Below are 24,396 nucleotides of genomic sequence, written 5' to 3'. Positions count from 1 at the left end.
AGTTTCATCAAGCAATGAAACACGCCAAAGTAAACAATTTAAGTACCATTACTTATGAGCAAGTATTGTCTATTTTTAATAGTTATCTATTATTTAACGGGAGGAAATAATTCTATGAGTCGCTTTTTTAAATTTGGAAAGTTACACGTTACTAAAGGGAATGGAGATAAATTATTAGATATACTACTGACAGCTTCCAAGAAGCTAAAGAGGTCCCTAGCGCCTACGGGGAATTTGTATCGATAAGGGGTACAAATTCCCACTAAGCGCTCGGGACCCCTTGTAGGAAAATGTCCTAAGTGTGGCAACAATATTGTATTAAAAAAATCGTTTTATGGTTGTTCAAATTATCCTGAATGTAAGTTTACTTTAGCTGAACATTTTAGAAAGAAAAAACTAACCAAAACGAATGTAAAAGAATTACTGGAGGGAAAAGAAACCCTGGTAAAAGGAATCAAAAACAAAGAGAAAAAGCCCTACAATGCCGTTGTAAAAATTGGGGAAAAGGGATATATTGATTTTATCTCTTTTTCAAAATAAACATAAAAGCCCTTTAATGAACTGCACCCCAAAAGTTAGACACAAAATCTAACGATTGGGGTGTTTTTCTTATGAAATTAAGTTATGAAGATAAACTAGAAATATATGAGCTGAGAAAGAGTGGCATGTCGTGGGTCAACCTTAGCCAGATATACAAGGTCACTATTGCCAATCTCACCTACATGATAAAACTCATGGATCGATATGGCGTGGAAATCGTTGAAAAAGGTAAAAATAGGTATTATTCACCTGAATTAAAGCAAGAAATAATGGATAAAGTCTTGATTCATGGGTGTTCTCAACTCTCAGTTTCCCTTGATTATGCCTTGCCAAATCGAGGAATGCTTCCCAATTGGATAGCACAATACAAGAAAAACGGGTATACTATTCTTGAAAAACCAAGAGGGAGACCGAGCAAGATGGGACGTAAACGCAAGAAAACCTGGGAAGAGATGACGGAATTAGAGCGCCTTCAAGAGGAAAATGAACGTCTCCGAACGGAGGTGGCCTTCCTAAAAAAGTTGAGGGAACTTCGCTTGAGGGACGAAACACTAGTGCGCGAACAGCAGAAACAATTAGAGATATGGTCCAAGGAGGATTCCGACTAGACTTCCTACTTGCGACAGCTAAAATGCCTCGCTCAACCTATTATTATCAAGTCAAGCAACTGGATAAACCCGACAAGAACAAAGCAATTAAGACTGAAATTCAAGCCATTTATGATGACCATAAAGGTAATTACGGCTATCGTCGGATTTATTTAGAACTCAGAAATCGAGGTTTCTTCATCAACCATAAAAAGGTGCAGCGTTTGATGACAGTCATGGGCTTAGCGGCTCGTATTCGTCGTAAGCGCAAGTATGCTTCTTACAAAGGTGAGGTGGGTAAGAAGGCTGATAATCTGATTAAACGTCAGTTTGAGGGATCTAAGCCTTATGAAAAATGTTATACCGATGTGACGGAGTTTGCTTTGCCTGAAGGGAAACTCTACTTATCGCCTGTTCTTGACGGCTATAATAGTGAGATTATTGATTTTACCCTGTCTCGGTCACCTGACTTGAAACAGGTTCAAACTATGCTTGCGAAGGCTTTTCCAGCAGATTTATACAGTGGGACTATTCTCCATAGCGATCAAGGTTGGCAATACCAGCACCAGTCTTACCATTACTTTTTGGAAACCAAGGGCATTCGACCATCCATGTCCCGCAAAGGGAATAGCACAGATAATGGGATGATGGAGTCTTTCTTTGGCATTCTCAAATCTGAAATGTTTTATGGACTCGAGACATCTTATCAATCACTTGACGAGCTTGAAGAAGCTATTACAGATTATATTTTTTACTACAACAACAAACGAATCAAAGCAAAATTAAAAGGACTTAGTCCTGTCCAATACAGAACTAAATCCTTTCAATAATTATTTGTCCAACTTTTTGGGGTCAGTACATAAAGAGGGCTTTTATATATTAATCACAAATCACTTATCACAAATCACAAGTGATTAATCACAAATCACTTGTGATTTGTGATTCTTAATGATACAATATTACTATACAAAAAAAGAAAAGAGTAGTTACCAAAAAACGGTAACTACTCTTTTTTTATAAAAACATTTCCTCATTTTTTAAAAGCTGATCGAGAAATAAAGCACACAAGCACGTTCGCCAATGTCAACAAGAGAAATAACTTTAACAGTTGACTTTATAGAAAAAAAGTATCAGGTGATATTATCGCTTTTGGTGATTGGTACGATTTGGATATAGAATCAGTAAATGAAATATTAAAGCAATTAAAAAAACGCACTCATAGACAAGATACTTGTTTCGGAACGTGAGAAACTTGCGGACGGGACAGTAAGGCAGGAAATCAAGATTTACTATAAATTCATCGGCTTTGTCGGTGAATTACATATCACACCCACAAAGCGGTGGACGGCGTTAAAGCCTAAAAATTGTACGGTGTGCGGTGTTGAATACGTCCCCAGCTCTGGAATATCAAAGTATTGTCCCGCTTGTGCTAAGAGGATACAGAGGGAGAAATCAAACGAGAGCAAACGCAGGAGTAGGGAGAGGAACCGAAGGGCATGTATTGAACTGTCCGCAAAAAATGACCGACTGATATTGTCCAGCGAAATGGACGACTGATTCGACAAGGGAATATGCACCAGGAGGTGGATATTTATCACTATATCACTAAAGGGAGCTTTGACAATTACCTCTGGCAGACACAGGAGAATAAGCTCAAATATATCACTCAGATTATGACCTCAAAAGACCCTGTGCGGTCGGCAGAAGACATTGATGAACAAACCATGACAGCTTCTGACTTTAAGGTTTTAGCCACTGAAAACCCCTATCTCAAACTCAAAATGGAATTGGAAAATGAACTGACAGTTTTAGAAAATCAAAAACGAGCTTTTAATCGCTCAAAAGATGAATACCGCCACACAGTTTCCTATTGCGAGAAGCACATCCCTACTATGGAAAAACGGTTGAGTCAATACGATAAAGATATTGCCCAATCTTTGGCAACAAAGGCGCAAGATTTTGTCATGCGATTTGACAATCAAGCAATGGATAATCGTGCTGAAGCTGGGGACTATCTGCGTAAACTCATCACCTATAACCGCTCAGAGACCAAGGAAGTCAAAACGCTTGCCAGCTTTAGAGGATTTGATTTGAAAATGACAACACGTGGTCCTAGTGAGCCTTTACCAGAGACTGTTTCTTTGATGATTGTAGGCGATAACCAATATACAGTCGCCCTTGATTTGAAATCAGACGTGGGAACCATTCAACGGATCAGTAATACCATTGACCATATTTTGGATGACCAAGAAAAGACGCAAGAGCTGGTAAAGGATTTAAAAGATAAGCTACAAGTAGCCAAAGTTGAAGTTGAGAAAATCTTTCCCAAGGAAGAGGAATATCAGCTTGTAAAGGCTAAGTATGATGTCTTGGCTCCCTTGGTTGAAAAAGAAGCAGAGATTGAAGAGATAGATGCAGCTTTGGCCAAGTTTAGTGAAGATACAACAGCCCAAAAGAAGCAACAACTAGCACTCGAGATATAAGAAAAAAGGCTGACAAATATTTTTGAACGCGGTAAAATGAAGTCAAGAAATCACAAAAGGAGAACAGACCATGACCAAAACAGTAGAAGAAATGCGTTATCAACTTGAAGAATGGTTGTCACAAGGCTTTACGAGTTCAGAAGATAGGGCAAACTACCAAACTTTAAAGGAACAGTATGAAGATGAGACCTTTGATTACAGTTTTTCAAGGCGTGAAATTACTGGACAGCTGGAAATCATCATCACAAATCGTGAGAATGATTTTCCAAGCTTAGATAAGGTGACGAAGGCAGAATACCTTGATTTGGTTGCCCAACTTGATGATTTAGACAAGAGACAGGCTGACTACTATCGCAAGCAATTAGCCTAGAAAGAGGTGTAAGATGTTGGAGCAAATTCTACAAAGCCTTTTGATTATCGCAGCAATAGGACTGATGTTGTTTGTCCTTTATCGGATTGTGAAAGTTTCAGGTGCTTTATTTCTTATCGGACTCATCAGTGGATTAGTCTTTATTGAAATCTATGGAGTTTACCTCTTCTTTACTGAGAGATACCTCTATTCAGAAGATTTAGCAACTAATGGAGTTTGGAGTTTTACAGGATTTTTTATTGCTTTGAATCTATTTCTCGTTTTAAGCTTTATTATAAAGTGGTGGAGAAATAGAATAGTTTAACACGGAGGATTACCGATTGGTAGTCCTTTTTCTTGTGATAAATTTTCCAAGATAATCTTGTTATGATTTGGCTATCACTAATAAAGGAGTAAGCCATGTTAAATAAAGTGAAAGCTCGATTTCTGATTGGAGTAGGAGGTTTAATCGCAGTCAGTTTTATGGTCATGATTGGCTACACGATTGGCTCACAATCCGTTTCAAAACAAACAGAGAACCAAATACGAGCAGAAGCCAATAAACTTGTGTCAAAGAAAAAGCAGGAGGAAAGAGCGACCGTCCTATCAGATGAGCTTGTCAATGAATTTCTCACTCAATATTACACCAAGATCCAGTTAGGAGAAAATAACACTCGTATCAAACCCTACATGACGGATTCGGCCTTTTCAGAAGAGGAAGCAAATCAGAATAAAGCGATCAATCAAGTTTATAAAGATTATATGCTTGACTACCGATTTGAATCAGCCAGTATCTATGTCAATACAGAAAGCCATGTTGCACTTGCGGAAGTTTCCTATCAAGTGACTTATGTTTCTGATTTGAGTGAGCAACAACAGCGAACCACTCAGACAGAAACCAAGACGGTTATGTTATCCTACTCCAAAGTTTCCGACAAGCTCCTGGTTAATCAGTTGACCATTTGGAATGGGAAACTGGAGGACATGAAAGAAGCAACAGATGGAGCCAATTCCAGCATACCAACGATCCAAGGAACTACGACAAGCGAGAACAACTAGCAGGAGACAGTCTTCTGCTTTTTTTGATAGGGAGGAAAGATGACACGAATTAAAGCAGTAAAACAAAAGGCCATTTTAGATGTTGCTGAGAGTCTGGGCTGTTACTTCAGACGTTTATCAGGACACATTTATGAACACCCAGACCATGATTCCTTTCGGATTTTTGCCGATACCAATACTTTCAAATGGTTTTCAAGAGATATACAAGGAGATGTAATTGACTTTGTTCAATTAGTGACAGGTGTTTCTTTCAAAGAGGCTGTATCCTATCTTGAAACTGGGGATTTTGAACAAGTTAAGTTGATAGAAGAAACTTATCAACCATTTCAATACTATTTGCATGAAGAACCCTTTCAGCAAGCACGTACTTACTTGCAAGTCGTCCGTGGCCTAAGTGATCAGACTATTAATACCTTTGGCAGACAAGGATTGCTTGCTCACGCTACTTATCAATCGGAGCCCGTATTAGTGTTAAAAAGCTATGACCACAACGGGACCTTACAGGCCGCAAGCCTTCAAGGTCTCGTCAAAAATGAAGAAAAACACGATCGAGGTTATCTCAAAAAAATCATGAAAGGATCTCATGGCTATGTCGGTATTAGTTTCGATATTGGGAATCCTAAGCGACTCGTCTTTTGTGAATCAGTTATAGATATGATGAGTTATTATCAGCTTCATAACAAGCAGTTATCAGATGTTCGCCTGATTTCAATGGAAGGCTTAAAACTTTCAGTGATTGCTTATCAGACTTTGCGTCTAATAGCAGAGGAACAGGGGAAATTGGCATTTCTAGATACAGTAAAACCAAGCAGGCTTAGCCATTATCTTCAGGCAATACAAGAGACGACAACCTTTTTTCAAACTCATTCAAACGTCATAACAATGGCTGTTGATAACGATGAAGCAGGAAGAGAATTTTGTCAGAAACTGTCAGATAAAGGACTTCCGTTTTCTCAAGATTTACCACCATTGCAGGGCCTTGAAACAAAGTCAGATTGGAATGATATTGTGAAACAGCAGAGTGAACTATCCTTAAGTGATTTTAACCAAACAGCCCAAGCACAAGTCAATAAGAATCATCCTCCACCAAAACGAGTGCGTTCTTTGGAATTGTGATAACAAAATCAAGTTCGCTATCATAATCTAGAAAGTGACAAGGAGGACACCCTATGAGTGTGATTGAACGTCTGGTTGAAAAAGTAGCTAGGCAAGAAGAAAAGGTCTCACGTGAGACGGAGAAATTGGAACACTATCGTGACCAACTACAAACAGCTATGTACAGTACCTTTATCAAACGGCAACAATCTAGTCAGTTGTCATTTCATGAAGCACTAGAGCAAGCCTTTGGTAAAGAAACCATACTACACCCAAATTACAGAAATGAGGAAATAGAATGAGTAAAACATGGAATTTTGATCAGCCACTAGAGGATGTGAAACCAACATCGTCCCATGAAGAACGAGCTAAAATCGCAGCACTCTTCCATAAACAGGATAAAAAACCAATTGAAGAAGTAGATTATGTGGCTGCTTTTGAACAGCAACAAAAGGAGTCAGAATCTAAAGATGGACAAAAGCTCGCATCAACCGTTAAACAAAGTCAGCCGAAGAAGGTAAATATCACACGTGACTATAAACAACATTTGGCTGATACCATTGCACAAAACAACAAGGATATTTCCGCCTGTCAGAAGCAAATTGAAGAACTTCATCAATTGATTGATGAAAAGAAAATCCAAAATAAAAAGTTACAGGCTATTTCAGTAGCCATTGATGATTTATAAGTCAGGTAGTCCTATGCGGGCTACCTTTTTACGATTTAAGGAGAAGAAAATGAAATTCTTTAAAAAGAAAAATCAGAACCAGGATCAATTTAAACGACTGATTCATAGACTATCAGAGATGTCAGATACTGAACAAACCAAAGTAGAGCAACTCCTAGATGTGGTTTTTGATCCAAGTTTCAAGCCTAGCAAGAACGTAGAAGTGTCTCGAAACATTACAAACACAGAGGAACATAATCTTGATAAGACAATTCAAGAAGCGAAAAATAAACTGAATACTGAGCAGTTGAAAAAAAACATTGAGAGATTTAGACAAGGTAGGCGAGAGAGCAATAATAACAAATAACAGACCAATTATTTTGGCCTGTTTTTTGAAATATGTGTCATCGTTGAATCGTAACAATATAGTCTAACTAGATTATTATCTCGTGAAGGTTCTACATTGAACATAAAATAATGGTCACGATGGTCTTTCGAATTTTCCTTATTTAGCTTAAAATAGGGCTTTTGAGATTTTGCCATGGCAAGCATAATATCATCTGTTAAGAAAGTAAGTGGAGGGTTCTGTTGCAAAGTTTTAAATCTACTACCAAATAAGGTAGAATAATAGAAAAAGATAGCAGGAGGAATGACGATGAATCCTTTTAAAGGAAAGAAATTTCAGCAGGATGTGATTATTGTAGCCGTGGGCTACTATCTTCGTTATAACCTTAGCTATCGTGAAGTTCAAGAAATCTTATATGATCGTGGCATTAACGTTTCTCATACGACGATTTATCGTTGGGTGCAAGAATATGGCAAACTACTCTATCAAATTTGGAAAAAAATAAAAAATCCTTTTATTCATGGAAAATGGATGAAACGTACATCAAAATTAAAGGAAAATGGCATTATTTGTATCGAGCCATCGATGCAGATGGTTTAACCTTGGATATTTGGTTACGTAAAAAACGGGACACACAAGCAGCCTATGCTTTTCTTAAGCGGTTAGTGAAGCAGTTTGATGAACCGAAGGTTGTAGTCACAGATAAAGCCCCCTCTATTACAAGTGCCTTTAAGAAACTAAAAGAATACGGCTTTTATCAAGGGACAGAACATCGTACCATTAAATACCTGAATAATTTGATTGAACAAGACCATCGTCCAGTAAAGAGACGCAATAAATTCTATCGAAGTTTACGCACTGCCTCTACCACGATTAAAGGCATGGAAGCCATTCGAGGATTATATAAGAAAACCCGGAAAGAAGGCACTCTCTTCGAGTTTTCGGTCTGTACTGAAATCAAGGTATTATTGGGAATCCCAGCTTAAATCATAGATACCGTAAGGGATTTTATTCTTTATTTAAAACTTTGCAACTGAACCTTTCAGGAGATGCTTTAAGAGGTATTTTATAATTTACGATAGGATATAACTCATATTTTACTCATTGACAAAATATAGATAAAGTTCTATATTAAATATAGATGAATTTCTATGTGGAGGTGAGAATATAGATTATTTAGGATTATCAAAAATTATGAAGGCAATTGCAGAGCCTAATAGACTTCAAATATTAGATATGATTTCAACTGGTGAAAAGTGTGCATGTGATATTTTGGATAATTTTGATTTTACTCATTGACAAAATATAGATAAAGTTCTATATTAAATATAGATGAATTTCTATGTGGAGGTGAGAATATGGATTATTTAGGATTATCAAAAATTATGAAGGCAATTGCAGAGCCTAATAGACTTCAAATATTAGATATGATTTCAACTGGTGAAAAGTGTGCATGTGATATTTTGGATAATTTTGATTTTACTCAGCCGACACTATCACATCATATGAAGGTTTTAATTGAGGCGGGAGTAGTAACCGCACGTAAAGAAGGCAAATGGCAATATTATTCTCTGGTAACAGAGAACATTGAAGAATTTCAAGAATTAATACATCAGATATTGAATACAAAACAAAAAGAAGGAGTTATGTAAAATGAGTAAAGTATCGTTGTACGAACCAGCAATGTGTTGTGACACAGGAGTTTGTGGTCCCGGAGTAGATACAGAATTGCTTCGAGTTTCCTCTATTATTCAAACATTGGAAAAAGCCGATGGTGTAGAAGTGTACTGACCCCAAAAAGTTAGACAAAAAATATTATTGAAAGGATTTAGTTCTATACTGAACAGGACTAAGTCCTCTTAGTTTTTCTTTAATGCGTTTATTGTTGTAGTAAAAAATATACTCGGTGATAGCTTGCTCCAGTTGATCCAGAGACTTGAAAGTCTTCTCAAAGCCATAAAACATCTCTTTCTTCAAGACACCAAAGAAGGATTCCATCATACCATTATCCGTGCTGGTCCTTTTGCGAGACATGGAAGGACGTATGCCTTTACTTGCAAGAAAGCGGTGATAGACTTCATGTTGGTATTGCCAACCTTGGTCACTATTGAGAATAGTATTTGGGTAAGTTTCCTCAGGGAAGACCTTCTCAAGCATGGTCTTGACTTGTATGAGGTTTGGAGAGCGGGATAAGGTAAAATCAATAATTTCGCTATTATAGCCATCCAGAACAGGAGAAAGATATCTTCTTTTTTCTTAATTCTTTTCTTTTTCTTGTCACTAGCTAGCAATACGTTCTTAATGACTTTTGGTGTTAGTGAAGCATAAGTGACAGTAGGACTAACGTCTTTCAAGTACACTACAAAGTAGAGTACACCACCTTCAGTAAGATAATGCTCCAAATTAATCCTGCTTAGAGGGTATCCAACATTTTCGTTATAATAATCATCACAACCTTTAAACTGAACAGGAATTCGCTCCAAAAAATCAATATTTCGTCTTTCTATATTTTTGTAAAAGTATATGTGACCATCCCAGATTGGTTATTTATCTCCCTCAGAAATTTCTCTGTTAATATGTTTTGATTTTTTTAACGCCATTTTTAAATAATCGACAGCATCTTCTTCAATTTGTTTAGATGATTTGGATATAATGCATCTCTTTGAAAATATTCATATAAAAGTATTATATCAATTTTGTGATACCTTTTCCAAATCATCCCTGTTATCCTAATACCATTCCTAAGAAAATCAGTCCTTGATTTTTCACTGGGGGTTTGGGGGCGGAGCCACCAAGTTATCTTATCGTTGGCTGTCAAAACTGGAAGGTTTTGGTCAGCTGGCGATATGATTTTTGGGATATTGTGGACACAATATCTGAGCTCGCAAAGACCTAAATGGAGGATATTAGGCAGTGCCGTGTCTAATACGAGGGCGGGGATATACCGATAATAAAGAATCTGGAGGATGTAGCATGGGAAACCTAGTCAGAGAGATACGCAAGGAAGTCAATTTCTCAATAGAAGAGTATCAACAGATACAAAAAATGATGGCACAAGGGGGATATGAGCAATTCTCCCCTTTTGCTAGAGGTAAATTATTGGAAATAAATCACCAATCATCCCAGCTGATTGAAGAATGGATAAAATATTTACAACACCAAAAAGTAGAACAGATTTACCGAGATGTACATGAAATACTTGTTCTGGCAAAGTCGTCTCAATCCGTCACTATGGAACATCTTGAAATCATTTTGACTTGTGTCAAAGACTTGATGAGGGAAATTGAGATAAGTATTCCATTAAGCCATTCATTCAAAGAAAAGTACATAAGGTAAATTATTATGGAAAATCGTTATCGGACCAATTTGAAAAAGGTATATTTGAGTGATCAAGAATTAATTATTCTCAACAAAAAACTTGCTCAGAGTCAGTGTCCAAACTTTTCTTATTATGCCAGAAAAACCTTACTCGATCCTGGTATGAATTTTATCACAATAGATACAAGAGGATTTCAAGACCTGATTTTTGAAATTCGTAGGATTGGAAATAATATAAACCAGATTGCACGTGCAGTAAATCAAAGCCACCTATTAAGTCTTCAACAAGTAAAAGAATTGCAGCTCGGTATAGCTGAGTTAGAAAAACAGTTGCAACAAGATTTTGACATCAAGTGTCAAAGATTGAGAGAATTTTATGGTCATCACTAAGCATTATGCAGTTCATGGGAAAAAATATCGACGTCAATTAATCAAGTATATCCTTGATCCTAAGAAGACCAGGAATTTATCGTTGATTTCAGATTTTGGGATGAGTAATTATCTTGATTTTCCTGACTATATGGAACTGGTAAAGATGTATCAAAATAATTTCCTTTCAAATGATCAACTCTACGATTCACGGTTTGATAGACAAGAGAAAAAGCAACAGAAAATACATGCTCATCACGTCATTCAGTCTTTCTCACCTGAGGATAAATTAAGTCCAGAGGAAATCAATCGCATTGGCTATGAAACGATAAAAGAGTTTATAGGTGGTCAATATAAATTCATTGTTGCCACTCATGTTGATCAGGATCATTGTCATAATCACATTATTATCAACTCAATCGACTGCCAATCTCAAAAAAAGTTGAAGTGGGACTACGCTCTTGAAAGAAATTTAAAAATGATTTCAGATAGAATTTCTAAAGTAGCTGGTGCCAAAATCATTCCACCTAAACGTTATTCTCATAGAGATTACGAGGTCTATCGCCGTACTAATCACAAATACGAATTGAAGCAGCGGTTATTTTTTCTCATGGAACATTCTATTGACTTCAATGATTTTATGCAAAAAGCTGAGCAACTAAATGTCAAAATGGATTTCTCAAAGAAACATAGTCGATTTTTCATGACAGATAGAGATATGAAGCAAGTCATCCGAGGAGATAAGTTGAATAAGAGAGAACCCTATTCAAAAGAATATTTTCAACATTATTTTGCCAAGAAAAAGATTGAACGGATTTTAGAATTTTTGTTGCCAAGATCCAATTCATTTGATGATTTAGTTGAGAAAGCTGGGTTACTGGGATTAGAATTGAAGAGCAAAATAAAAACGATAGATTTTGTTCTTTCTGATGGACAAAGCTGCATTTCTATACCAAATAAGTCATTAAGTCAGAAAAATCTTTATGACACTACGTATTTTGAGAGCTACTTCAAGGAACATGATGTGGTTGAAGTGCTTCATAATAGTGACGTAAAAACGGAATTTGAAATGTTTGAGTCACAACAGCATTCAGACATATTGATCGAAGAAGAAATAACCGAAGCTTATGAAACGTACAAGACTAAGAGAGATGCAGTGCATGAGTTTGAAGTTGAGATTGCTGAGGAGCAAGTTGAAAAGGCGGTTTCAGATGGTCTATTTATTAAAGTTTGGCTGGGAATTGGACAAGAAGGACTAATCTTCATTCCAAATCATCAACTAAATATCTTAGAACAAGAAAATAAGAAACAGTATCAGGTGTTTATTCGAGAAACATCTTCTTATTTCGTTTATCATAAAGAGGACTCAGAAAAGAATCGTTTTATGAAGGGAAGAGACTTGATTCGCCAACTGACATTTGACAATAGGTCTTTACCTTATAAGAGACGAATAAGTCTGTCTAGACTTCAACAAAAAATTGAAGAAATCAATTTATTGATGACATTAAACATTCAAAATAAATCCTTTCTAGAATTAAAAGATGAATTGGTTGGAGACATCGCACAGCTAGATATTGAATTGACAAATCTTCAAGAAAAAAACGCCACCTTAAACAAGATGGCAGAAGTAGTTGTTAACCTACAAAGTGATAATCAAGATACCAAGCAATTAGCTAAGTATGAATGTTCCAAGATGAATTTATCGCAGAATGTAACAATTGGACAGATTGAATCTGAGATTGAAATGATACAGAATCAGCTAGACAATAAAATCGAAGAATACGAAAATGCGGTTAGAAAGTTGGATGAATATGTAAGAGTTTTAAATATGGATAAATACAAGACAGACGATTTTTCCATTCATATTGAATAAATATTCAAATTTCCAACATATTCTTGTTTATTTTGGTATAATGTATAATGAAGCTACTCTCAAACCGTCTAATTTGTAAAGAAATAAACGGTTTGGGAGTTTTATTTCTATTGTCCAATTAGGACAATATATCAAATTTCTCCTAGTTATCCTCTATACTTTTCCTTAGGAGAAAGATTGATGTACCGACGTTTAAGGGATTTGAGAGAAGACAATGATTTCACTCAAAAATACGTTGCCGAAAAGCTTTCGTTTACCCACTCTGCTTATGCAAAAATTGAGAGAGGAGAACGTATTTTATCGGCAGATGTAATAATAAAACTTTCAAATCTATATAACGTTAGTACAGATTATTTGTTGGGGCAAACTGACTTTCCCCACCGAATAAAGAATAATTTAAAATAGTCCCTCCTGATTTGTTCATTGACAATTGAATAATTCTAGGTGGGACTTTATTTATTTGTTGAGCAATAGAATGTAATGCGCCAGGAAATGAGCGAAAATCATTTATTCAAAAATAGGATGGTGACCTATCTGCCATGACACAAATAATGATAATGATACTTCTGACCGTTCAGGCTGCCATCGAAAAAGGACAGCGGGTGAAATTCCCATGATTGAACTAACCATTCAAATCCCATCTAGCGTGTAAAATAACTTAGTGATTTGAAGGAGGAAAGTGTATGAGAACTGCTACATATAAAGATTTAATGAACTTAGGATTTCCTGAACATACCTCTAGAGACATTATTCGTGAAGCTAAAAAAATTGCTGTAAAAAAGTTTGAAGAAGCTCGCAAAGTTGACCATAATGCGGTACAATTAAGTAAATCGCCCTTTGACAATCGAAGACTAGGTATCGCACCAGCAGAAATTGTGGAACAATTAATAGGGATTCCACTATCTAAATAACATTTAGAAAGTGAGAATCCAAATGGCAACAAAAAGTAGTAAAAAATACAAAGGTGTTTATTGTGATAATAAGGGAAAGATATTTTATCAGATTGATCTTGGAATCGACCCAGTAACTGGCAAAAGGGTACAAAAGAAAGCTAGAAAAAATCAATATGGTAAAACCTTTGAAACAATGAAAGAAGCATATGACGAATTAGTTCGTATAAAATATGAATTTGCCAACAAAGTCAGTTTAGAAAATTACAATATGACTTTTGAAAACTATATGAACAAAATTTATTTAAGAGCATATAAGCAAAAAGTTCAGTCTGTGACATATAAGACGGCTCTTCCTCATCATAAACTTTTTATTCAATATTTTGGTTTAAAGCCATTAAAAGCAATAACTCCTAGAGATTGCGAAGCTTTTAGATTGCATATCATAGAGAATTATTCTGAAAACTATGCGAAAAATTTATGGTCAAGGTTTAAAGCTTGTATGGGTTATGCAGAAAGACTTGGCTATATTTCAAATATGCCTTGTAAAGCATTAGATAATCCTAGAGGTAAACATCCAGAAACTCTATTTTGGACCTATGCGGAGTTTCAGACATTTATCAAATCATTTGACTTACATGATTATGAAGAATTGCAACGATTTACTGCCATCTGGTTATATTATATGACAGGTGTACGAGTGAGCGAAGGTTTATCTTTATGTTGGGAGGATATTGATTTTGATAAAAAATTTCTAAAGGTACATACAACCTTAGAGAAAGATGAAAATGGTAATTGGTATCGTAAAGACCAAACAAAGACTCCAGCAGGTGAACGACTTATTGAATTGGATGATATTACTATTGAAGTACTTCAAGTTTGGCGAAAAAATCAGTTTGCAAATCAAGATACAGATTTTATCATTTCAAGATTTGGAGATCCTTTTTGCAAATCAACCATTTGTCGCATCATCAAACGGAAAGCTCAACAGGTAGGAGTTCCAGTAATTACAGGAAAAGGTCTCAGACATAGCCATGCATCCTATCTAATCAATGTCTTGAAAAAAGATATTTTATATGTAGCCAGACGTATGGGACATGCCGATAAATCAACAACTTTGAATACTTACAGTCACTGGTTTAATGCTTTAGATAAAACAGTTTCTGAAGAAATCACACAAAATATCAAAAGTGCAGGATTGGATTCAATTTTATGCCAAAATTCCTGCCAAACTTCAAATTAAGAACTCAAACCCCTTGATATTGCACATTTAACATGTTGTGCAATTGTTACTCTTAAATAATCGTTTACTGATTGTTTGAAACTGAAAGCCTAGTATTATAGCCTTTTCGCTCTTGAAAAAGGTGATATAAAAGGGTGTATTTCGTTTGAAACACCCCCACAGACACCCCCACAAATTTTTGTGGGGGTGTCTTTTTTATTTTATGAAAAGTAATAAAATTTTATCAAGTCATAGTAATCTGATAATTCAGCTTGTAGTTGTGTATGTTCATTTTCAATACTAGCTATATCAACTTTTTTCTTTTTTAGTGCTTTCTGTAAAAAAACAAATGAAAGATGTTCAACTGTGACATCTAGTTTAGATATATTTAGAAATTTCATTAGAGACTCAAAGTTATTTATGTTTGTTATATAAAATAGAGAATTGTTCTTGCTACTTTTATCATCTAGAAATAGTTTATGGATAGAATTTTTAGAAGGAATGTGCCATAAAATTTTTTCGGCTCTTTTTTTTAGTTTATCTGTTCTTAGACTTTCTTTAATATCATATGTACCTTTATTTTTCTCTTGTAATAAGATAATCTTTTCATGACTTTTGACTAGTCTATCTCGTAAGCCTTTTGAGGAGAAATAATTTTCAAATAGTCCTATTGCCGTTTTGATGTGATTCTTATTAGATTTAGTTATACCCAAAAATTTTTCGAGGGAGATGCTTTTTCCTTCGGTTACTTTATTGTAGTTTTTATAAAATTCATGGAGTTTTAAAAGAATAATTTTTTCTTCAAATGAAAATGTATCACTTGATTTTTTCGCAATATAGCTTTTAATTTTACGGAGTTCCTTGTTTTCTAAATACAATAAATAGTAATGGTTAGCAATTTTCAAGTTTTTTTTCATAAAAATATTTAACTCCTTATAGAAAAAGTGTCAAGGTTTTTCCCTTGCACCTAATATTATATCATGGTGTTCTGATAAATACTCCCTTAGAGGTGACAGTTAAACTGTGACAATGTAAAGTAAGGTTAGATGTAGTACTATATTATTAAGCAAGTTGCAATCTTGCTAGACGCAAATCGTACGATTAAACTTGTCAGTATTCTAGAAAGTCTGACTATGCTGAAAAATCCTACATAGCCCGTTTCTATCACTATTGTCGGTTAATGACTAGACGGGGATTCATTGGCCTAGAAAGGAGGCTTTATGCCTTTTACCAATAATAATACTCCACAAGAGTTTTTAGAGAAACTAAATAAAAAAATAGATTCAGACCGTCCTCAAGAAGGTCTAGTACAATCCTACTCAACAGGCGTTATCGAAGCGACAGATGATAAGCCAGCAATCTCTTATGCTAGCTTCAACTGTTGTGACCCTGATGAGTTTGAGCTGTTTTCCAGAATCAATAGAGAAGAACTGACACCTTCTTTTCGAGTAAAAATTAAAGGATATAGTGGTCAGTCATTAGATAACTTTGTCGGGCAAACGATTGATCTTTCATCAGCGGAACTCGTTTTCAAACTAAATCGTTTCAAACAGCCTGTGGGCTTAGATTTAGTTATCTCTCTTTAACCTTAGGGGGTATTTATTATGAAAATAATAAAAAATTTTTTTAATCAGTTTCTTTCTCTCAAATGGTATCATCAGGTTTTATCTGTTCTACTAGTTTTAATTTTACTTGTTTTATTCATCAGATTCTTAATTTGGATTGTCCCAATTTTCGGAGCAATCTTAGCATTACTAATTATTTTTACTGAGGGAGAAATCTTCTCTACTACGTGGGAAAGCTACAAGCAAAGAAAACAAGCTCCTACAAATCCTTTATTTATAACTGTTTACCATAGATTAACTGAACAAGGAGTGACAGAATTGCCTGTTTCCACTTTGCAGTTTACTCAAGGGGTGGAGTTTCCAGATTTCAATCAGGGAGTATATTTCATTCATCTTGAAAAAGATATCTCTGATGAATCACTTGCCGATTTTGAAACTAAGGTTAGACAAGAAATTAAATTCCTGTCTAATAGTTTAACGGATTGTGTGGTCAGTCGCTCTAAGCGTGAACCTTTCCTGGCAATCAAAGTTCGTTTGGTGTCAAGCGATGAAATGCTACTTCAAAATCATACTGAAGAGGAAGATTTTTAAGTATGATAAAAAATGTATTTGAAACCAATAACAGGGGGCACCCTGCCCCTATTAATATTGATATTAACCGATATTTTGCTTGGATAATTTCAGGACCGTCAGGCTCAGGAAAATCAACCTTTTTACGCAGATTATTGGGTTTAGTATCATTTTATGATGTTACTGCTGAAGCCTATTTTATGGATTTTAAAGCTGATGATGAGATGTTTTCAATGACTGGTAATCATATCGCTAGAGGTTTTGAATGTCTTGGACTTTTTGAAACAGTTTATAAAAGATTTGAAGCAAGGCTAAACAAGTCAGAAACGAATAGTCATAATGTCTACTTAATCTTTGATGAGTGGCAAGCCTTTCTAGCTTACCTTGAGCAGATAGACAAGAAAAAACACAAAGATGTCTTATCAAAAATGTTGATGATAAACAGCATGGGAAGAAGCTTAGGTTTGAGAATTATACTATCCAGTCAACGTTTCCTGATGTCTGATTTGCCTGGTCGCTACAATTTCAACTGTATTATCTCATTATCAACAAGTTTTCTGCTAGCGACTAATAACCGACAACTTTTATTTCCTGACATGGAGAAAGATGAAGTTATTGTCAAACCTAGAGGTTATGGTTATTTTCAGCTTGAGGGCGAGCCAGTAAAATTGTTTCGCACAATTCCTGTAAAAGATGAAGAACGATTGAGTCAGCGCATTCAAGAGTTATTTTCTCGCTATGAGTGAGTGGGAGCGGTTTTTCTGCTACACTAGTTTTGACGACAGTAACCTATCTAGGTGTTTTTTCATCGGTGTAGTGTCGGCATGATTCGATTAGCAGGAAAATGGAGACTTGCAAGGGCTTGAGGGGTGGAGATTTTTCGTAGTGAAGCGGAGCCGTTAAGGCGGGAGAGAAACGAAGAAAAATACTACCCCGTCCCTTGTCCAGTGGACAAGCGTATTTTGGATATTTTAGGTTTCATCGGGCAGGAGAGGCTGGGGTTTGGGGCGAAGCCCCAAGAAAACATTTATTAAATCTAATTCTAACTATTCCTAACGCGTGGTTAAACTGGGCTTGTCAACGGTTTAACCACAGAATAGTTAAAAGAATAATTAAAACAAAGGAGTTTAACTATTCCAATGAGCAAGAAAAAAGAAACTGTCTTAGGTTCTATTCTAGTAACTCAACAGTTCGATATTGACTACTGGAAAAATGGTTGGGATAAAGAAACCATAGAATCAGAAGATATTAAAAAAATACTAGCTGAAATCATTGAACGAGCTAATCAAGTTGCGACAGTATCAGAAGCCTATGCGATAAAGCATGATAAGGACTTTACAGAGCTTTTCGATATTGAAACTCAATCAACACTGACTAAACCAGTTGAGCCACATATTCACACCTTGTTAAAATTCTCTAAAGGGGCAACTCTACCAGAATTAGGAGCTCATATCGGTATTGAACCTCAATACCTTGAGAAAGCTAAATCAGGTCGTTACGGTTATGATAATTTACTGGCTTATCTCATTCATGCTAAAGATAGTGATAAACATCAGTACAATCCTGATGAAGTTATCACACTTCTTGGGAAAGATTATCAAGAGGTTTATCAGGAACGGCAAAAATCTTGGTTACAAGGACGAGCTAAAAAGGAAGTTCAAAAAACACAAGAGGATATTGATTTACTGCTTGACGATATTCTGAATGAGCGTATCACAAAGCAAGAACTCTTATTAAATCCCTCTTATCACTTGCTTTATGTCGTTCATAAGACAAGGATAAATGAAGCCTTTAGAGCCAGTGGCGAAATCAAGGGAACACGGACTAAACAAGATTTAGAAAATGGCTTATTCAAAAAAACTATTCTCTTTGTTTATGGTAAATCAGGGCTTGGCAAAACTAGACTAGCCAAGGAATTAGTCTCTCTGCTTGAACAACTAGCGAGCGTTAACGGTCAAAAATGGCAATCAGTTTTAACGGCTGGAACGAATATTTTTGATGAAGTCAATGGAGAAGAAATCTTACTCCTTGATGATGTCAGGGGAGATAGTCTGACAGCTTCTGACTGGCTGAAAATTCTTGACCCATATAGTATTAGTCCAATTTCTGCACGCTATCAGAACAGAATAGGGTCAGCTAAGGTTATCATCATCACTAGCACCAAGCACCCTTTAGAATTTTTCTATCATACCAAGGGGAATGATAGAGAAGATTTATCCCAGTATATAAGACGGTTTGACTTTCTTATTAGTTTGGAGAGTGAGAGGGAAAATCTAGTATATTTTGAATCAAGCCCTACAAAAGTCTATCAGCGTAGGAGAAAAATTCCTAAAACTGATATAGATGTTTACCTATCTTATGACTTTTCCGCAAATGCTAGATTGGCTAACAAGTCTTATCTTTTTGAGTTATTACTAGCCAAAATAGGACTAAACAACCAATGGGAAAATTGGGACTATAAACTAAAAACCCCGTCAGACACTTTGGCGAGCGACGCTGACGAGGCTGAACATAGTACAGAAGAAAAGTAACTTCTGTACCTCTATTATATCATGGAAAGAGGTTTTGATGGAAACTATCAATCATAAAAAATTGACTGATCTTGGATTTTCAAAAACAGCATCAAAGCAGATTATTAAGGAAGCAAAGCTGATTGCAGTTACACGATTTGAAGAAGCTAGCAATTCTTCAAGTAATATAGTAAAATTAAGTAAATCACCTTTTGATAATAGGCGATTAGACTTAGCTCCTACTAGTATTGTAGAGGAGTTACTGGGTTTTCAAATTTCACACTAGGAGGATTTGAAAACAATGTCTAAAAAATATAAAGGTGTATTTAGGGATAGTAAGGGACGGATTTACTGTCAAACGGAGTTTAAGGCTTCTGCTACTGGAAAAAGGCAACGCTTCAAAAGATACCGCAATATGTGGGGGAAACCTTTTAAAAGTGAAAAAGAAGCCTATGACGAGCTTTGTCGAGCTAGGGTTGAATTTTATGATAAGTTCGATTACTCGGATTATAATTTGACTTTTGCCCAGTATATGGAAGATATTTTTCTTCCATACTATAAGCAGACGGTTCAGGATTCTACATATCGAACAGCCATTACTCATTTTCAGCTTTTCATTGAAATTTTTGGAAAGATGAAACTGCGTGATATTAGACCTCGAGATTGTGAAAGATTTCGATTGAAATTGATTGCTGATTATTCTCCAAACTATGCAAAGTGCGTTTGGATAAGACTTAAGCAATGTTTAGGCTATGCCGAGCGTATGGAATATATCAAGAATTTTCCTTGCAAGGCTTTGGATAATCCAAAAGGTAAGCGACCTGATACAAAATTTTGGACTTTTGACGAGTTCAAAATAGTCCTATCTACTTTTGATTTGACTGATTACGAGGACTTGCACCGTTACACCACAACTTGGTTATATTATATGACTGGTGTGCGTGTCAGCGAGGGTTTTGCTTTGATATGGTCAGATTTTGATAAGGATAATAAACGGCTTTTTGTCCATTCAACCTTAGAAGCACTCAAAGGTGGCATTTATAAGCGTAAGGAACAGACCAAAACGGAAGCTGGTGTACGGTTCGTTGATTTAGATGATGAAACAATCAAAGTTCTTGAGCGCTGGCGAGCAGTCCAAGTCTCAAATGCTGATGATGATTATATTCTGTCAAAATTTGGAGAACCTATGGTAAAATCCACCCTGACAAGAATGTTAAAGCGACACGCCAAATTGGCTGGAGTTCCTGAAATTACAGGTAAGGGATTAAGGCACAGTCATGATTCGTTTATGATAAATGTCCTTAAAAAAGATGTTCTATCAGTTTCACAACGCTCTGGACGAGTTGATAAGGCGACCACTCTAAATACCTATTCACATTTCTATAATGCCAATCAGCAAACGGTAGGCAATGAAATTACCGACTTATTGCAAAAGGAAGGGGTAAATTTGACACCCCTACAAACACCCCCACGGGTAGAAACAGGAAAGAAAAACGCATAATAGCAAGGTTTGTGAGCACTATGCTCATATTACTCTTAAATAATAGAGTTACTACTCAAGTAGCCTAAAAACATGATTAAACCGCTATTCTTCGGAGTAGCGGTTTTTCTTTTTGTCTGAAAAGGGGCAAAAAAGGGGCAAACTATTGATAAAGATTATCTAGGACAGTTACAACTTGTGACTTAATGTTTTTAGTCACGTGGGTGTATATCTCCATGGTTGTTTTTCCGTTATCCTTGTGCCCTACACGTTGGGTAATTGCTTTTAAGGGGATATTATGCTCAGCTAGTGTGCTAATGAGTGTGTGACGTAAAATATGAGGGTGGAGTGGTTTTTGAATCGGTTTTTTTAAGGTCTCATTAGCATTTTTCATCAGCTTGCCAATTGAAGACTTTCCTATGGGGATGCCGTTGTCTGATACGAATATAAATCCCATATCTTTGTAATTGGGGTTGGTGTTTTTTCGGAGTTCGTGTAACTGGATGAACTCTTCGATGATTTCAATTTCTTTGTTTGTTAAATCTACAGTTCTGATAGATGCGGCTGTCTTTGGTGTGGTTTTTACACCTTCTGATCCTTTTTTAGTTGGATCGAGTGTGCCGTTGATGGTGATGGTACGGTTGTTTTTGTCGTAGTTTTCAAATCTGATAGCACCAGCTTCACCGACACGACAACCATTTAGAGCCATAAACTCTGCCATTCTTGCAACATGATAGCCACGATTGTATTGTTTCATGGCTTCTAGCAGTCTTGGGAGTTCATCTTGTTCTAGGTATTTATTTGAAATATTTTCCATTTCTTCATAAGTGATTATTTTTTTAGGTAAACGTACCCGCTCCATGGGATTTGATGTGATGAGTTCCATGTCCAGGGCGTAGTTAAACACCATGCTCAGGACTGACTTGTGTTTTCTTAGTTTGATGTGGTTAGCAGTAGATGTGGTAAAGTATTGCTGCGCATATTTTGGGGTGATGTTTTTGATTTTGATACCAGGGGCAAAGTCATTTTTAACCTCGTTGACAGCATAGACCATTGTCTTTTCAGTAGAGGCTTTGATGGATTTTTTGTGCAATGCCCACCAATCATCCAATACAGATGTAAAGAGCATGTCTGAACTGGTTAGGGATTGTAGTTTGTCAGCTATTTTTTCCTCTAAGAGTTTTTGAGCTTCTTTGCTAGCACGATTTGAGCCGCTTTCAAGAGTGACTGATACTCTGCGCCATTTCTCTGTGTAGGGGTCTTTGTAGCGTTCGAAATATTTGAATTTACCGTCTGGTAATTTTTCTTTCCACATTGTTTTTACCTCATTTCTGTGTTAAAATGGGTATAAAGAAAAGGGCTTTTTAATGCCTGTTCTTTATTCACCAATCACCCCACATTCAAGCTTGCCGGCGGAGAGTGTGGGGATTTTTTTGTTATGCACCTAACTTTAATTCAAGTTGCTTCTTATCAGCAAAATTAAGGACGTTTATATTATATTCCTGTAATGCTGCCAAATGTTCATCTTTGATATTTTTAAAACCTTCATCACTAACGATAATGTATAATTGTTCTTTATCGCCATATTCACGTTTTCTAAACTCAGATGTATCTAACCAGCTGGCTAAAATCGTGTCAACTTGTTGCTTTGTAATATTGTTATGTACTCTAGCAATTTTGGAAATACCGTGACTCATAAAGACAAAATTAAAACGGTGTTCTAATCGTGATCTACCCGATATAGAAAAGGAAGGAAAAACGGTATATTTGTTATTTTCCATAAAGTAATGTTTAACATCATCTAAAAATTGAGATTTTATGTTATTGGGGTGGAGTTGAATAAAGTCATAGACGTTTATTAACAGTTGTGTCATATCATGAATAGATTGACCTAATTGACTTTTAGTAGTTACTTTTTGGATAGAGTTTTCAACTAATTCAAAACCGTTATAATTCAGAAGTGATTGTAATAAATCTTTTCGTCTCCCTTTTTTTGTAACATCGATTCCATTTACAGAGAGGTTCCAAATAGTGTAACCATCATCTGTTATTGTTAATAACTTTCCATCTGATTTAACACTAAAACCAATAGCTTCGCCGAGCGGATCCACAAAAGGAGTTATCACTTCTGTGTGGTTATCAGTGATGTTATTAAATACTGCATTTTCTTTAACAAAAGATAAATATTCGTTTTTAACATCGATTGCATTCATGACAAACCCCTTTCTATATCAAGATTATAACAAATCTTCCTGAATGTTGATACTTATTTTTCCGTTTTGCTGTGTATTTGTATACTCAAGAAGGTTTGTCAGCATCTGAAAAAAATCATCTGTATTTGAAATTGTTTCATAAGGTAGTGGCCAAGCTTTATAATGGGTGTATTCATCTGCAATGGAAAACTTTGTTATTAGCACTATAAAAATAATTTAAGATAAATCTTTGTTTCTCTTTCCCAACAATATGAATCTCTCCAGAGCTTTTGTTTGTCAATTGGTGACTATGCTGTTTTTCTACGTCTTTCAATAACTTTAAGATACCGTGCTTCTTCATCTGTTAAGAGTAATTCTTTCATAAATGTTCTCGTCTTACTTAAATAAGCTTTATTTCAGCTTTTAACGTGGATCAGCATTTGCACGTAATTTTAATTTTCCTCATGCCATCTATCTTACCACCCACTTACTAAACCATTATATTCTTCAATGACCATAACTTCAGCAGTAGTGGTGGTAAGTTCGTAGTATTCCATGAAGTTTAGGTAGTTAAAGTCTTTGACATCGTCTAGTTTTGCGATGGCATCTTTGACGAGGTGGTGGATCATATTTCTATCTGCTTCATTTTCGCAGCGAATACGAGCGTTTTGATATTCTGATGTAGAATGTTCTTGATGACCGAGTTCGTGTAGTAGCACCTTGATTCTTTCTTTCTTGGCTAGCTGGTCTGACAGAAAGGCTACTTTAGTAACAGGGTCATAAAAACCGAGTTCATCAGGCATTAGGTTACCGTCGAACTCATGAATCTTAATACCAAATTGGCTAATAATATCTTTTTCTGTCAATTTGCCACCTCTAATCTCCAGCCTCTTTAAGATATCCCTCAATGATGGACTGGATGATTTTTTTCTTTTCATCGGTTAATTCCCTACCACCAAACATCATGACGTTATTTGCCATCTCTTCAACCTTGAAGACTTGGTTGTCGATGGTGTACTCTTTATTTTTTATCGGATTAGATAAATCTGAACCCATCAAGTCGGACAATGATACACCGAAAATTTTAGCGATATCATTTAACACTCCTGCTTTAGGAGTATATTTCCCCCTTTCCCATTCACTTATGGACGATGAGCTTTTTCTACCTAATCTAATCGCCAAATCAATTTGTTCCATCTTATTTTTCTGTCTAAGGAATTTTAGATTGGAAGCGAAATAGTTTCTGTCTGTTTCCATTTAGCGAAATACCTTTCATATTTT

The 24,396-nt window shown here is 35.9% G+C and carries 29 protein-coding genes and 6 pseudogenes; 28 read left to right on the top strand and 7 right to left on the bottom strand.

From position 1 onward, the window contains the following. The 12 genes and pseudogenes from ACVRWY_RS03605 to ACVRWY_RS03550 all read left to right on the top strand — a co-directional run. A pseudogene (locus tag ACVRWY_RS03605) lies at positions 1 to 110 on the top strand (23S rRNA (adenine(2058)-N(6))-methyltransferase Erm(T)); the annotation flags it as partial. 169 nt (positions 111 to 279) lie between these two features. Next, positions 280 to 540 (top strand): annotated as a pseudogene (locus ACVRWY_RS03600) (topoisomerase C-terminal repeat-containing protein); the annotation flags it as partial. A gap of 71 nt (positions 541 to 611) precedes the next feature. Then, a protein-coding gene (locus tag ACVRWY_RS03595; protein ID WP_354368891.1) for an IS3 family transposase occupies positions 612 to 1,957 on the top strand; the annotation gives its coding sequence in 2 pieces (ribosomal slippage) (positions 612 to 1,068 and positions 1,068 to 1,957; 1,347 coding nt in all). 388 nt (positions 1,958 to 2,345) lie between these two features. Continuing rightward, complete coding sequence (locus ACVRWY_RS03590) at positions 2,346 to 2,684, top strand: DUF4368 domain-containing protein (RefSeq protein ID WP_224727707.1); 339 nt, start codon at positions 2,346 to 2,348, stop codon at positions 2,682 to 2,684. After that, positions 2,651 to 3,610: pseudogene (locus ACVRWY_RS03585) on the top strand (hypothetical protein); the annotation flags it as partial. The gene ACVRWY_RS03590 and the pseudogene ACVRWY_RS03585, both read left to right, overlap by 34 nt. A 70-nt stretch (positions 3,611 to 3,680) precedes the next feature. Continuing rightward, complete coding sequence (locus ACVRWY_RS03580) at positions 3,681 to 3,980, top strand: DUF5962 family protein (protein WP_024401832.1); 300 nt, start codon at positions 3,681 to 3,683, stop codon at positions 3,978 to 3,980. Between the two features lie 13 nt (positions 3,981 to 3,993). After that, positions 3,994 to 4,284, top strand: a complete 291-nt coding sequence (locus ACVRWY_RS03575) for a DUF5966 family protein (RefSeq protein WP_002935084.1) — start codon at positions 3,994 to 3,996, stop codon at positions 4,282 to 4,284. A 95-nt stretch (positions 4,285 to 4,379) separates the two neighbouring features. Then, positions 4,380 to 5,018 (top strand): peptidylprolyl isomerase, encoded by a 639-nt coding sequence (locus tag ACVRWY_RS03570; RefSeq protein WP_354368888.1) that lies wholly within the window; start codon positions 4,380 to 4,382, stop codon positions 5,016 to 5,018. A 39-nt stretch (positions 5,019 to 5,057) separates the two neighbouring features. Then, positions 5,058 to 6,134: a DNA primase gene (locus ACVRWY_RS03565; RefSeq protein ID WP_354368886.1), complete on the top strand. Its 1,077-nt coding sequence runs from the start codon at positions 5,058 to 5,060 to the stop codon at positions 6,132 to 6,134. 53 nt (positions 6,135 to 6,187) lie between these two features. Next, positions 6,188 to 6,415 (top strand): DUF5965 family protein, encoded by a 228-nt coding sequence (locus ACVRWY_RS03560; RefSeq protein WP_181459421.1) that lies wholly within the window; start codon positions 6,188 to 6,190, stop codon positions 6,413 to 6,415. Continuing rightward, entirely contained in the window at positions 6,412 to 6,801 is a 390-nt protein-coding gene (locus tag ACVRWY_RS03555; protein WP_027971254.1) for a DUF5945 family protein, read from the top strand. Before ACVRWY_RS03560 ends, ACVRWY_RS03555 begins: the two co-directional genes overlap by 4 nt. Before the next feature lie 49 nt (positions 6,802 to 6,850). Continuing rightward, the gene (locus ACVRWY_RS03550) at positions 6,851 to 7,147 is read left to right on the top strand and encodes a hypothetical protein (protein ID WP_000667758.1); all 297 of its coding nucleotides are present in this window, start codon (positions 6,851 to 6,853) and stop codon (positions 7,145 to 7,147) included. An 8-nt stretch (positions 7,148 to 7,155) separates the two neighbouring features. Here the strand turns inward: ACVRWY_RS03550 and ACVRWY_RS03545 are convergent, their stop codons facing one another. Then, positions 7,156 to 7,437, bottom strand: a complete 282-nt coding sequence (locus ACVRWY_RS03545; protein WP_032514102.1) for a DUF5960 family protein — start codon at positions 7,435 to 7,437, stop codon at positions 7,156 to 7,158. Between ACVRWY_RS03545 and ACVRWY_RS03540 the strand changes: the two genes are divergently transcribed. The 4 genes and pseudogenes from ACVRWY_RS03540 to ACVRWY_RS03525 form a co-directional block, all read left to right on the top strand. Further along, positions 7,436 to 8,112 (top strand): IS6-like element IS1216 family transposase gene (locus tag ACVRWY_RS03540; protein ID WP_001067797.1). Its coding sequence is split into 2 segments (ribosomal slippage): positions 7,436 to 7,622 and positions 7,622 to 8,112, totalling 678 coding nucleotides; the frame shifts between segments, so codons are not numbered across the junction. The two genes, ACVRWY_RS03545 and ACVRWY_RS03540, sit on opposite strands and share 2 nt — an antisense overlap. Before the next feature lie 181 nt (positions 8,113 to 8,293). Next, positions 8,294 to 8,419: pseudogene (locus tag ACVRWY_RS03535) on the top strand (ArsR family transcriptional regulator); the annotation flags it as partial. Between the two features lie 65 nt (positions 8,420 to 8,484). Further along, positions 8,485 to 8,778 carry an ArsR/SmtB family transcription factor gene (locus tag ACVRWY_RS03530; RefSeq protein WP_000385048.1) on the top strand — a complete coding sequence of 98 codons (294 nt, stop codon included), beginning with the start codon at positions 8,485 to 8,487 and terminating at the stop codon, positions 8,776 to 8,778. Between the two features lies 1 nt (position 8,779). Beyond that, positions 8,780 to 8,911, top strand: a pseudogene (locus ACVRWY_RS03525) (arsenic metallochaperone ArsD family protein); the annotation flags it as partial. A 30-nt stretch (positions 8,912 to 8,941) separates the two neighbouring features. On the opposite strand, the pseudogene ACVRWY_RS03520 reads toward ACVRWY_RS03525, so the two are convergent. Continuing rightward, positions 8,942 to 9,379, bottom strand: a pseudogene (locus ACVRWY_RS03520) (IS3 family transposase); the annotation flags it as partial. A 720-nt stretch (positions 9,380 to 10,099) separates the two neighbouring features. On the opposite strand from ACVRWY_RS03520, the gene ACVRWY_RS03515 reads away from it, so the two are divergent. The 6 genes from ACVRWY_RS03515 (at position 10,100) to ACVRWY_RS03490 (ending at position 14,819) form a co-directional block, all read left to right on the top strand. Continuing rightward, a complete protein-coding gene (locus ACVRWY_RS03515; RefSeq protein ID WP_024381003.1) occupies positions 10,100 to 10,462 on the top strand; it encodes an SAG1252 family conjugative relaxosome accessory protein in 363 nt (120 codons plus the stop codon). A 6-nt stretch (positions 10,463 to 10,468) separates the two neighbouring features. Then, entirely contained in the window at positions 10,469 to 10,834 is a 366-nt protein-coding gene (locus ACVRWY_RS03510; protein WP_024381004.1) for a MobC family plasmid mobilization relaxosome protein, read from the top strand. Continuing rightward, entirely contained in the window at positions 10,821 to 12,686 is a 1,866-nt protein-coding gene (locus ACVRWY_RS03505) for an SAG1250 family conjugative relaxase (RefSeq protein ID WP_027971246.1), read from the top strand. Before ACVRWY_RS03510 ends, ACVRWY_RS03505 begins: the two co-directional genes overlap by 14 nt. Before the next feature lie 180 nt (positions 12,687 to 12,866). After that, positions 12,867 to 13,091: a helix-turn-helix domain-containing protein gene (locus ACVRWY_RS03500; RefSeq protein WP_024381006.1), complete on the top strand. Its 225-nt coding sequence runs from the start codon at positions 12,867 to 12,869 to the stop codon at positions 13,089 to 13,091. 278 nt (positions 13,092 to 13,369) lie between these two features. Next, the gene (locus ACVRWY_RS03495) at positions 13,370 to 13,597 is read left to right on the top strand and encodes a DUF3173 domain-containing protein (RefSeq protein WP_001258319.1); all 228 of its coding nucleotides are present in this window, start codon (positions 13,370 to 13,372) and stop codon (positions 13,595 to 13,597) included. A gap of 22 nt (positions 13,598 to 13,619) precedes the next feature. Beyond that, positions 13,620 to 14,819 (top strand): tyrosine-type recombinase/integrase, encoded by a 1,200-nt coding sequence (locus tag ACVRWY_RS03490; RefSeq protein ID WP_024381007.1) that lies wholly within the window; start codon positions 13,620 to 13,622, stop codon positions 14,817 to 14,819. Between the two features lie 200 nt (positions 14,820 to 15,019). On the opposite strand, the gene ACVRWY_RS03485 is transcribed toward ACVRWY_RS03490, so the two are convergent. Next, a complete protein-coding gene (locus ACVRWY_RS03485; RefSeq protein WP_354368880.1) occupies positions 15,020 to 15,715 on the bottom strand; it encodes a hypothetical protein in 696 nt (231 codons plus the stop codon). A gap of 303 nt (positions 15,716 to 16,018) precedes the next feature. On the opposite strand from ACVRWY_RS03485, the gene ACVRWY_RS03480 reads away from it, so the two are divergent. The 6 genes from ACVRWY_RS03480 to ACVRWY_RS03455 all read left to right on the top strand — a co-directional run bounded on the left by ACVRWY_RS03480 (position 16,019) and on the right by ACVRWY_RS03455 (position 20,944). Continuing rightward, positions 16,019 to 16,384, top strand: coding sequence for a hypothetical protein (locus ACVRWY_RS03480; protein WP_354368878.1), 366 nt, complete (start codon positions 16,019 to 16,021; stop codon positions 16,382 to 16,384). A gap of 18 nt (positions 16,385 to 16,402) precedes the next feature. Further along, positions 16,403 to 16,954 (top strand): hypothetical protein, encoded by a 552-nt coding sequence (locus ACVRWY_RS03475; protein WP_354368876.1) that lies wholly within the window; start codon positions 16,403 to 16,405, stop codon positions 16,952 to 16,954. 2 nt (positions 16,955 to 16,956) lie between these two features. Continuing rightward, a complete protein-coding gene (locus ACVRWY_RS03470) occupies positions 16,957 to 17,679 on the top strand; it encodes a hypothetical protein (protein ID WP_354368874.1) in 723 nt (240 codons plus the stop codon). Positions 17,680 to 18,072: 393 nt separating this feature from the next. Then, positions 18,073 to 19,464, top strand: coding sequence for a Rep family protein (locus tag ACVRWY_RS03465; RefSeq protein WP_354368872.1), 1,392 nt, complete (start codon positions 18,073 to 18,075; stop codon positions 19,462 to 19,464). A 37-nt stretch (positions 19,465 to 19,501) separates the two neighbouring features. Further along, positions 19,502 to 19,729: a DUF3173 family protein gene (locus ACVRWY_RS03460; RefSeq protein ID WP_435533037.1), complete on the top strand. Its 228-nt coding sequence runs from the start codon at positions 19,502 to 19,504 to the stop codon at positions 19,727 to 19,729. A 15-nt stretch (positions 19,730 to 19,744) separates the two neighbouring features. Then, complete coding sequence (locus tag ACVRWY_RS03455) at positions 19,745 to 20,944, top strand: tyrosine-type recombinase/integrase (protein ID WP_354368868.1); 1,200 nt, start codon at positions 19,745 to 19,747, stop codon at positions 20,942 to 20,944. 142 nt (positions 20,945 to 21,086) lie between these two features. Here ACVRWY_RS03455 and ACVRWY_RS03450 read toward each other — a convergent pair whose 3' ends face one another. From ACVRWY_RS03450 to ACVRWY_RS03435, 4 genes are all read right to left on the bottom strand, one after another. Then, positions 21,087 to 22,238: a tyrosine-type recombinase/integrase gene (locus tag ACVRWY_RS03450; protein WP_354368866.1), complete on the bottom strand. Its 1,152-nt coding sequence runs from the start codon at positions 22,236 to 22,238 to the stop codon at positions 21,087 to 21,089. Between the two features lie 121 nt (positions 22,239 to 22,359). Continuing rightward, complete coding sequence (locus tag ACVRWY_RS03445; protein WP_354368864.1) at positions 22,360 to 23,136, bottom strand: DUF1828 domain-containing protein; 777 nt, start codon at positions 23,134 to 23,136, stop codon at positions 22,360 to 22,362. 455 nt (positions 23,137 to 23,591) lie between these two features. Beyond that, a complete protein-coding gene (locus ACVRWY_RS03440; protein WP_354368862.1) occupies positions 23,592 to 23,981 on the bottom strand; it encodes an ImmA/IrrE family metallo-endopeptidase in 390 nt (129 codons plus the stop codon). A gap of 10 nt (positions 23,982 to 23,991) precedes the next feature. Next, positions 23,992 to 24,372 (bottom strand): helix-turn-helix domain-containing protein, encoded by a 381-nt coding sequence (locus ACVRWY_RS03435; RefSeq protein ID WP_354368860.1) that lies wholly within the window; start codon positions 24,370 to 24,372, stop codon positions 23,992 to 23,994. Positions 24,373 to 24,396 lie beyond the last annotated feature (24 nt).

This window comes from Streptococcus porcorum (assembly GCF_053203725.1).
Note: the sequence above shows the minus strand (reverse complement) of the source record. Positions and strands in the feature narration are given on the sequence as shown.

Bases quoted from the DNA above. Each gene is read 5' to 3' on its own strand.
- ACVRWY_RS03530 (WP_000385048.1), top strand. From the start codon at position 8,485: ATGGATTATTTAGGATTATCAAAAATTATGAAGGCAATTGCAGAGCCT.
- ACVRWY_RS03475 (WP_354368876.1), top strand. From the start codon at position 16,403: ATGAAAATAATAAAAAATTTTTTTAATCAGTTTCTTTCTCTCAAATGG.
- ACVRWY_RS03435 (WP_354368860.1), bottom strand. From the start codon at position 24,372: ATGGAAACAGACAGAAACTATTTCGCTTCCAATCTAAAATTCCTTAGA.
- ACVRWY_RS03460 (WP_435533037.1), top strand. From the start codon at position 19,502: ATGGAAACTATCAATCATAAAAAATTGACTGATCTTGGATTTTCAAAA.
- ACVRWY_RS03510 (WP_024381004.1), top strand. From the start codon at position 10,469: ATGGAAAATCGTTATCGGACCAATTTGAAAAAGGTATATTTGAGTGAT.
- ACVRWY_RS03455 (WP_354368868.1), top strand. From the start codon at position 19,745: ATGTCTAAAAAATATAAAGGTGTATTTAGGGATAGTAAGGGACGGATT.
- ACVRWY_RS03465 (WP_354368872.1), top strand. From the start codon at position 18,073: ATGAGCAAGAAAAAAGAAACTGTCTTAGGTTCTATTCTAGTAACTCAA.
- ACVRWY_RS03560 (WP_181459421.1), top strand. From the start codon at position 6,188: ATGAGTGTGATTGAACGTCTGGTTGAAAAAGTAGCTAGGCAAGAAGAA.
- ACVRWY_RS03565 (WP_354368886.1), top strand. From the start codon at position 5,058: ATGACACGAATTAAAGCAGTAAAACAAAAGGCCATTTTAGATGTTGCT.
- ACVRWY_RS03580 (WP_024401832.1), top strand. From the start codon at position 3,681: ATGACCAAAACAGTAGAAGAAATGCGTTATCAACTTGAAGAATGGTTG.
- ACVRWY_RS03555 (WP_027971254.1), top strand. From the start codon at position 6,412: ATGAGTAAAACATGGAATTTTGATCAGCCACTAGAGGATGTGAAACCA.
- ACVRWY_RS03490 (WP_024381007.1), top strand. From the start codon at position 13,620: ATGGCAACAAAAAGTAGTAAAAAATACAAAGGTGTTTATTGTGATAAT.
- ACVRWY_RS03495 (WP_001258319.1), top strand. From the start codon at position 13,370: ATGAGAACTGCTACATATAAAGATTTAATGAACTTAGGATTTCCTGAA.
- ACVRWY_RS03500 (WP_024381006.1), top strand. From the start codon at position 12,867: ATGTACCGACGTTTAAGGGATTTGAGAGAAGACAATGATTTCACTCAA.
- ACVRWY_RS03445 (WP_354368864.1), bottom strand. From the start codon at position 23,136: ATGAATGCAATCGATGTTAAAAACGAATATTTATCTTTTGTTAAAGAA.
- ACVRWY_RS03550 (WP_000667758.1), top strand. From the start codon at position 6,851: ATGAAATTCTTTAAAAAGAAAAATCAGAACCAGGATCAATTTAAACGA.
- ACVRWY_RS03470 (WP_354368874.1), top strand. From the start codon at position 16,957: ATGATAAAAAATGTATTTGAAACCAATAACAGGGGGCACCCTGCCCCT.
- ACVRWY_RS03485 (WP_354368880.1), bottom strand. From the start codon at position 15,715: ATGAAAAAAAACTTGAAAATTGCTAACCATTACTATTTATTGTATTTA.
- ACVRWY_RS03480 (WP_354368878.1), top strand. From the start codon at position 16,019: ATGCCTTTTACCAATAATAATACTCCACAAGAGTTTTTAGAGAAACTA.
- ACVRWY_RS03450 (WP_354368866.1), bottom strand. From the start codon at position 22,238: ATGTGGAAAGAAAAATTACCAGACGGTAAATTCAAATATTTCGAACGC.
- ACVRWY_RS03505 (WP_027971246.1), top strand. From the start codon at position 10,821: ATGGTCATCACTAAGCATTATGCAGTTCATGGGAAAAAATATCGACGT.
- ACVRWY_RS03570 (WP_354368888.1), top strand. From the start codon at position 4,380: ATGTTAAATAAAGTGAAAGCTCGATTTCTGATTGGAGTAGGAGGTTTA.
- ACVRWY_RS03575 (WP_002935084.1), top strand. From the start codon at position 3,994: ATGTTGGAGCAAATTCTACAAAGCCTTTTGATTATCGCAGCAATAGGA.
- ACVRWY_RS03515 (WP_024381003.1), top strand. From the start codon at position 10,100: ATGGGAAACCTAGTCAGAGAGATACGCAAGGAAGTCAATTTCTCAATA.